The organism is Enterococcus cecorum, assembly GCF_052119425.1.
Lineage (GTDB): Bacteria > Bacillota > Bacilli > Lactobacillales > Enterococcaceae > Enterococcus_E > Enterococcus_E cecorum_C.
Genome location: NZ_JBQKFH010000067.1, coordinates 1 through 7,340 on the forward strand (window position 1 = coordinate 1; position 7,340 = coordinate 7,340).

9 protein-coding genes are annotated in these 7,340 nt (G+C 35.4%); all 9 read left to right on the top strand.

Annotated features, from left to right (window positions below; all coding sequences use genetic code 11):
- Positions 1–215 precede the first annotated feature (215 nt).
- The 9 genes from liaX to ACTQZM_RS11445 all read left to right on the top strand — a co-directional run bounded on the left by liaX (position 216) and on the right by ACTQZM_RS11445 (position 7,222).
- Positions 216–1,613 carry a daptomycin-sensing surface protein LiaX gene (gene liaX, locus ACTQZM_RS11405; RefSeq protein ID WP_248624829.1) on the top strand — a complete coding sequence of 466 codons (1,398 nt, stop codon included), beginning with the start codon at positions 216–218 and terminating at the stop codon, positions 1,611–1,613.
- A gap of 21 nt (positions 1,614–1,634) precedes the next feature.
- Positions 1,635–1,931 carry a PspC domain-containing protein gene (locus ACTQZM_RS11410; protein WP_248624827.1) on the top strand — a complete coding sequence of 99 codons (297 nt, stop codon included), beginning with the start codon at positions 1,635–1,637 and terminating at the stop codon, positions 1,929–1,931.
- A complete protein-coding gene (locus ACTQZM_RS11415; protein ID WP_016251849.1) occupies positions 1,931–2,278 on the top strand; it encodes a phage holin family protein in 348 nt (115 codons plus the stop codon). Before ACTQZM_RS11410 ends, ACTQZM_RS11415 begins: the two co-directional genes overlap by 1 nt.
- A 172-nt stretch (positions 2,279–2,450) precedes the next feature.
- Positions 2,451–3,386: an HPr(Ser) kinase/phosphatase gene (gene hprK, locus ACTQZM_RS11420; RefSeq protein WP_441653834.1), complete on the top strand. Its 936-nt coding sequence runs from the start codon at positions 2,451–2,453 to the stop codon at positions 3,384–3,386.
- Between the two features lie 13 nt (positions 3,387–3,399).
- Positions 3,400–4,230 (top strand): prolipoprotein diacylglyceryl transferase, encoded by an 831-nt coding sequence (lgt, locus tag ACTQZM_RS11425; protein WP_441653837.1) that lies wholly within the window; start codon positions 3,400–3,402, stop codon positions 4,228–4,230.
- 14 nt (positions 4,231–4,244) lie between these two features.
- Entirely contained in the window at positions 4,245–5,273 is a 1,029-nt protein-coding gene (locus ACTQZM_RS11430) for an NAD(P)H-dependent glycerol-3-phosphate dehydrogenase (RefSeq protein WP_441653835.1), read from the top strand.
- 8 nt (positions 5,274–5,281) lie between these two features.
- Complete coding sequence (gene galU / locus ACTQZM_RS11435) at positions 5,282–6,172, top strand: UTP--glucose-1-phosphate uridylyltransferase (protein WP_441653836.1); 891 nt, start codon at positions 5,282–5,284, stop codon at positions 6,170–6,172.
- Between the two features lie 13 nt (positions 6,173–6,185).
- Entirely contained in the window at positions 6,186–6,617 is a 432-nt protein-coding gene (locus ACTQZM_RS11440) for a DUF948 domain-containing protein (RefSeq protein WP_113784282.1), read from the top strand.
- A gap of 2 nt (positions 6,618–6,619) precedes the next feature.
- On the top strand, positions 6,620–7,222 hold the full coding sequence (locus ACTQZM_RS11445) for a YtxH domain-containing protein (protein ID WP_113784283.1): 603 nt from the start codon (positions 6,620–6,622) through the stop codon (positions 7,220–7,222).
- Positions 7,223–7,340 lie beyond the last annotated feature (118 nt).

The following is a 7,340-nucleotide window of genomic DNA, read 5'->3' on the forward strand; positions in this document are numbered from 1 at the left end:
TAGGGGGAAAATCCTCTATATTTCATCCAAAAAATCCAAAAATCGAAGGCATCTTTCACGGGTGCCTTCGATTTTTGGATTCAAAAGGGACTAATGGGTCAGCCCCTTTGTAGTTTTTATGCAAATTGGTACTTTAGCCCTATGTAAATGTACAAAGTTTTTGGCATACTAATAGATGTAGAGGAGACTACATATAAATTTAGGAGGCAATAACGATGAACGAAAGAAAGCGTATATTTGATTTAGTGAAACAAGGAGTTATTTCTACTGAAGAGGCATTAGTTCTATTGGAAAATATTGCCAAAGAAACTGGGGGACGGGTAAAACCATCTGAAGACGATATTAGTCCAAAAGATTGGTTTACATCAAGTGATCGTTCATTAGATGATGAATCTTCAATGGACGCAATTGATGAATTAACACAATTAGAGAATTTAGAACATCAAATCGATGAAATCAATATTCAGTTGATTGAATTAAATGAAACATTACAGCTTGAAGAATCGGCTGAGTTATTACAACAAAAGCGTACTTTACAAGATGAGCTTGCAAAATTAATGGCTGAAAAACAAGTTTTAGAAGCAAAAATTGATGAAAAATTCTATCATAAAGCAAACCAACATACACAAACAGAAAGTGATTCATGGAAGGAACAAGCAAGTGATACCTTCTCTCAAGTAAGTGATAAATTATCCGATGTCACTGCACAATTGGGACGTTTCTTCAAAAAATCAATTAAAAATGTGTCACAAACAGTGGAAGATAATGTAGAATGGAAGGAGCTAAGTATTAAAGTTCCTGGTTTAGCAGTGACCAGTTTTGAGCATGAATTTTCTTACCAAGAAAGCCAACCAACGATTTTAGATTTTAAATTAGCGAATGGTTCAATTGATTTTAGAACTTATGATCAAGACTATATTAAGATTAAAGCCGATATCAAGATTTATGGTAAGTTTGATGAATCTGATCCACTTGCTGCGGTGATGAAAAGATCGACTATCGAATTGACTTCAGATAAGTTGATTTATCATCTACCTAATAAACGCATTAAGGCTGATTTAGTGGTATACTTACCTGAAAAGACTTATGATTATATCAGTGCACGTGTCTTAAATGGAGATGTAACCTTTGATCATTTGCAAGGAAAAGACTTCTTTGTGAAAGTAACGAACGGAGATATGGAATTTCAAGACGTAACAGCCACTATGATTGAATTAGAGGGAACCAATGGGGATATCAAAGTAACAGATAGTAATGTCAATGATATCGTTGTTGAAACTGTCAATGGGGATGTACGTGTAGGTAGCACGCCAGAAACTGCTAGAATTAATTTAATCAATGGTGATGTGAAGTTAACTTTTGTAAATGATGGCTTGCAAGCTTTAAATGTTAATTCAGTAAATGGTGATATTAAGGTTGCTTTGCCAAAAAATAAGGGCTATGAATTATCAGCTAAGACAAATTTTGGCTCTATTCAAAGTCGTTTGGAAAATATTGAATTAGTTGAAGAAGTAAATGAAAAAATGAATCATCAATTATCTCTTCGACGTGTTGCCGATACAACAGCAAAAGTGACTTTGAGTAGCAATACAGGAAGCATATATATTAAATAGGAACAGAGAGTGTGGAGATAAATGAAAAAACTGACGAAATCAGCCAATAATCGAGTGGTATCTGGTGTACTAGGTGGTATTGGTGAATTCTTTAATATTGATCCTACAATTTTGCGAATAATTTTTGTTATTTTAATATTTATTGGATATGGTACGGTAATTCCAGTTTATATTGTTGCTTTTCTAATCATCCCAGATCCAAGTGGTAAAATGGCATTAGGCGAAAGATCAAAAACAAAAGTGATTCACAAAAGGCCAGTGAAAAAGGTTAAGCCATTGGAACAAGATGATAGTGATGATGATTGGAGTGACTTTTAATGGGTTACTTTGCACGTCTAGTTGTAACAATGCTCACTTTTATTGGAATAACAGTGTTTTTACCTCAATTACTTTATGTAGATACCTTTCAAACAGCCTTGTTAGCTAGTTTTGTACTATCTATATTAAATATCATAGTTAGACCAATTCTTTTGTTATTTACACTACCACTGAATATTTTAACGTTAGGGTTATTTACCTTTATTGTTAATTCAATGATGTTGGTAATGACTGCCAATATTTTAGGTGAAAACCACTTTTCATTTACTAGTTTTTCAGCTGCCGTCATTGTGGCAGTGATAATGTCTGTGGTGAATACTATCATCAACAGCTACCACGCCGATTAAATGAAAGTACAAAAGCCAGTTAGGATAAATTGGCTTTTGTACTTTTTTCTTTTTTGCAAATGATTACAAAAACTTGAAAAAAATTCAATAATCTTGTGAATAAAGTAGTCATTAGCTGAAACAAATGGTAGAATAGAAGAGTATAGATTGTTTTGAAAAGAGGGTGTTATTTATGAGTGAAACAGTCAAAGTGATTGATTTAGTAAATGCCATACAATTAGAAATCATTACTGGTGATGAAGAAGCTTTACAAAGAGAAATCAAAATTAGTGATATTTCACGTCCTGGATTAGAGCTTACTGGCTACTTCACATATTATTCATATAATCGAATTCAACTATTTGGTAGTAAAGAAATTACCTTTGCGCAAAGAATGTTACCAGAAGAGAGATTGATGGTCATGCGCAGGATGTGTGCACCAGAAATTCCAGCCTTTATTATCTCTCGCGGTTTAGAAGTGCCTAAAGAATTGATACAAGCTGGTGATGAAGCAGGAATCCCTGTCTTACGTTCTAGTGTGTCAACTTCCCGCTTATTAGGTCAATTATCTAGTTTTTTAGATAGTAAATTAGCTGTCAGAGAAAGTGTTCATGGCGTATTAGTAGATGTTTATGGTTTAGGTGTCTTAATTCAAGGTAGTAGCGGTATTGGTAAAAGTGAAACAGCCCTAGAATTGATTAAACGTGGCCATCGACTTATCGCAGATGACCGTGTTGATGTTTACAAGCAAGACGACTTAACATTAATTGGTGAGCCACCAAAAATTTTAGAGCATTTAATCGAAATTCGTGGGATTGGCATTATTGATGTCATGAATCTATTCGGTGCGAGTGCGGTGCGTGGTTCGATGCAAGTGCAATTAGCAGTTTATTTAGAAGCATGGGAAAAAGATAAAAAATATGATCGCCTTGGTTCTGAAAATGCCACGGTTGAAATTGGCGATGTTGCTATTCCGCAAATTCGCATCCCTGTTAAGACTGGTCGAAATGTCGCAATTATTATTGAAGTTGCTGCGATGAACTTTAGAGCACGGACCATGGGATTTGATGCAACGAAAAAATTTGAAGAACGTTTATCATTATTGATTGCTGAAAATTCAGGAAAGTAGGGCGTTGTCTTTGATATTGTCACAAGTGAATCGTGTTGCATTTGAACTGTTTGGCTTGCCTGTTTATTGGTATGCATTAATTATTGTATCTAGTATTATTTTAGCCATGTATTTAAGTTCACGTGAAGCCCAGCGTGTCGGCATGAAGGCTGATGATGTCTATGATTTTATGCTTATTGGCTTACCATTGGCTTTTGTTGGTGCAAGAATCTACTACATTATTTTCGATATCCAACCATATCTGGCAGACCCTATCCAAATTTTTAATATTCGTGCCGGTGGATTAGCTATTTATGGTGGTTTAATTGCTGGTGGTGCTTGGTTAATTTATTTTTGCTATAAAAATTATATTGATATTTGGAAGTTTTTAGATATTGCTGCCCCCAATGTCTTGTTGGCGCAGGCGATTGGTAGATGGGGAAACTTTATGAACCATGAAGCTTTTGGTGGAAAAACCACGCTAGAATTTTTACAACAGCTTCATCTTCCAAAATTTATCATCGAAAATATGTATATTGATGGTTTCTATCGTCAACCAACTTTTTTGTATGAATCATTATGGAGTATAACCGGCTTTGTCATTATTATTTTATTAAGAAAATATCGTACCTCAATGTTCAAACAAGGTGAAATTGCTCTAAGTTATTGTATCTGGTATAGTTTTGGACGTTTCTTTATTGAAGGCATGCGTACAGACAGCCTATATTTGTTTGGTCCAATTCGTGTTTCACAATTATTATCAGCTATTTTATTCGTTGGGGCATTTGCGGTTGGTTATTATCGTCGCAAACAAAATATTTCAGATTACACACGTTCATTAGGTAGTAACGAGTTTATCATCTAAAGGAGGAAATTCTTTTGAAACAGAAAATTACAGTCTTAGGTCCAGGATCATGGGGGAGTGCACTTGCCCAAGTATTGGCTGAAAATGGTCATGACGTCGTGATTTGGGGGAATAACCCAGCTCAAATTGATGAAATTAATACTTATCATACGAATCGCCATTATTTACCAAATCTAAAATTACCTTCATCTATTCGTGGGGAAAAAGATTTGGCCATAGCTGTGAAAGATGCAGATGCTGTTTTGTTTGTTGTACCGACAAAAGCGATGAGAACCGTGGCCGAGCAATTTAATCGAGTATGTCAAAATCAACCTGTGATTATTCATGCATCAAAAGGATTAGAACAAAAAACACATAAACGCATTTCTGAAATCTTATTAGAGGAAATAGAGGAAGCACATCGTCAGGCCGTAGTTGTGCTATCCGGTCCAAGTCATGCTGAAGAAGTATCCGTACATGATATTACGACAATCACGGCAGCAAGTGAAAATGAACAGGCTGCCAAATATGTGCAACAATTATTTACCAATGAATATTTCCGTATCTATACAAATACCGATGTCATCGGTGTTGAAACAGGAGCGGCCTTGAAAAATATTATTGCGATTGGTGCCGGAGCTTTACATGGGTTAGGCTTTGGTGATGATGCCAAAGCGGCGATTATGACACGTGGTTTAGCTGAGATTTCTCGTCTAGGCGTGGCGATGGGAGCAGACCCATTAACTTTTATCGGTTTAAGTGGTGTAGGTGATTTAATCGTTACTTGTACCAGTGTTCACTCAAGAAATTGGCGCGCTGGTAACTTATTAGGTAAAGGCCATCAATTAGATGAAGTACTAGACAATATGGGGATGATTGTCGAAGGGGTTGCGACGACCAATGCGGCAATGGAACTTTCACAACAATTGGGAGTTGAAATGCCAATTACGCAAGCTATTTATCAAGTACTATATGAAAATCGTGATATCAAAACAGTAGCTAAAGATATCATGCTACGTGATAGTAAAGTTGAAAATGAATTCTCAAATTTGTATCGAAAGTAGGGTTTGAAATGAAAGTAAGAAAAGCAGTAATTCCAGCAGCAGGACTAGGAACTCGATTTTTACCTGCAACAAAGGCGATGGCGAAAGAAATGTTGCCAATTGTTGATAAACCAACGATTCAATTTATTGTAGAAGAAGCTTTGAAATCTGGTATTGAAGACATTTTAATTGTGACAGGAAAAGCCAAACGACCAATTGAAGATCATTTTGATTCCAATATTGAATTAGAAACAAATTTACGTGAAAAAGGTAAAGATGATTTACTAAAATTAGTAGAAGAAACAACGGATGTCAACTTACATTTTATTCGTCAATCTCATCCAAAAGGTCTTGGTCATGCTGTATTACAAGCAAAAGCCTTTGTTGGTAACGAACCATTTTTAGTCATGCTTGGTGATGATTTGATGGAAGATAAAGTACCATTAAGTAAGCAATTGATGGATGATTATGAACGTACGCATGCTTCTACCATTGCCGTGATGGAAGTAGACCATGAAGATACGTCTAAATATGGCATTATCAATCCAGGAAATCAAGTCGTGGATGGCTTGTACAATGTTAAAAACTTTGTTGAGAAACCACAGCCAAGTGAAGCACCAAGTAATTTAGCAATTATTGGACGTTATCTATTGACACCCGAAATATTTGAAATACTAGAAAATCAAAAACCAGGTGCAGGTAATGAAATTCAATTAACAGATGCAATTGATACATTAAACCAAACCCAAAGAGTCTTTGCACGAGAATTCAAAGGAACACGTTATGATGTCGGTGATAAATTTGGATTTTTAAAAACAAGTATTAAATATGGTTTAACGCATCCGGAAGTTAAAGACAGTTTGCGTCAATACATTATTGATTTAGCACATGAACTAGAATCTAAAAAAGAAGAAAAATAGGGGAGTGAAGACAATGAATGGTATTGAAATTGCTGCATTAATCGCTGCGATTGCTTTTGCTGGATTAATGTTTTTCTTAATTCGGTTGGTACAAAAAGCCAATCGTGTAATATCTAATGTCGAAAAGACGGTGGAAGAGGCGAATCACACCATTCAAATCGTTACGAAAGATGCTGATATTTTGTCTCGAGAAGTAGAGGGACTACTAGTTAAAAGCAATGAATTATTAGCAGATGTTAATCAAAAAGTAGCGACTATTGACCCACTATTTACGGCAGTTGCTGATTTAAGCGAAAGTGTAAGTGATTTGAATCTTGCTAGTCGTAATCTAGTATCACATGTTGGAACAATCGGAAAAGCGACTGCACAAACTGCGATTGTTGGACGTGTTGGGCAGTTAGCAGCAAAATATATGAAAAAAAATAAAACACAAACGGAGGAATAGACATGGGTAAAAATAGCGGCTTTTTATTAGGTGCATTAATTGGTGGTAGTGCTGCAGCGATCACAGCTTTATTATTAGCACCTGAATCTGGAAAAGAATTACGCGCTCGTTTGGCTAAACAATTGGATGATGTTTTAGATTCAACGGCAGATTATAATGATCAAGTTGTTGATAAGGCAGATGATTTTAAAAAATTAGCTCAAGCCAAGGCTATTCAATTAACAAAACAATCAGAAGAAATTGCTAATTTGTTAAAAGAAAAAACTGGTGTAACTACGAATGAACTATATGCTGATTTAAAAGATCAAGTAGTAGATTTAACCAATAAAGTGAAACAATCTGTTCAAGATTTGGACTTATCTAACAAGTTATCAGATGTTGCTGTTTCTGAGGATGTTGAGCCAAAAGGTGAAGATATTATTTTAGACTTTGAGGCTTTAGCTAGTGAAGATGAAACAGACGATGAAAAAGATATCGTCGTTGGCAAGATTGAGGATCTTATCGAACAAGTTGCTAGTGAAGAACCAGTTAATGAGTCACAACAGAATGATGAAACGCAAACTGATGTCCTAGATTCTGAAGATAGCGAATTAGAAGAAAAATAAAAAAATCGGGGCTGACCCAAAAGTAGCCCCTATGTGAAAAAATAGAGGTCTTTCCATTTAGATAGTAGTGGAAAGATCTCTATTTATCTTTTGAAAGTGAATACAAAAATAAAGCACA

Coding starts and splice junctions, on each gene's coding strand:
- liaX (WP_248624829.1), top strand. CDS start 216: ATGAACGAAAGAAAGCGTATATTTGATTTAGTGAAACAAGGAGTTATT.
- ACTQZM_RS11440 (WP_113784282.1), top strand. CDS start 6,186: ATGAATGGTATTGAAATTGCTGCATTAATCGCTGCGATTGCTTTTGCT.
- ACTQZM_RS11445 (WP_113784283.1), top strand. CDS start 6,620: ATGGGTAAAAATAGCGGCTTTTTATTAGGTGCATTAATTGGTGGTAGT.
- ACTQZM_RS11410 (WP_248624827.1), top strand. CDS start 1,635: ATGAAAAAACTGACGAAATCAGCCAATAATCGAGTGGTATCTGGTGTA.
- ACTQZM_RS11415 (WP_016251849.1), top strand. CDS start 1,931: ATGGGTTACTTTGCACGTCTAGTTGTAACAATGCTCACTTTTATTGGA.
- hprK (WP_441653834.1), top strand. CDS start 2,451: ATGAGTGAAACAGTCAAAGTGATTGATTTAGTAAATGCCATACAATTA.
- galU (WP_441653836.1), top strand. CDS start 5,282: ATGAAAGTAAGAAAAGCAGTAATTCCAGCAGCAGGACTAGGAACTCGA.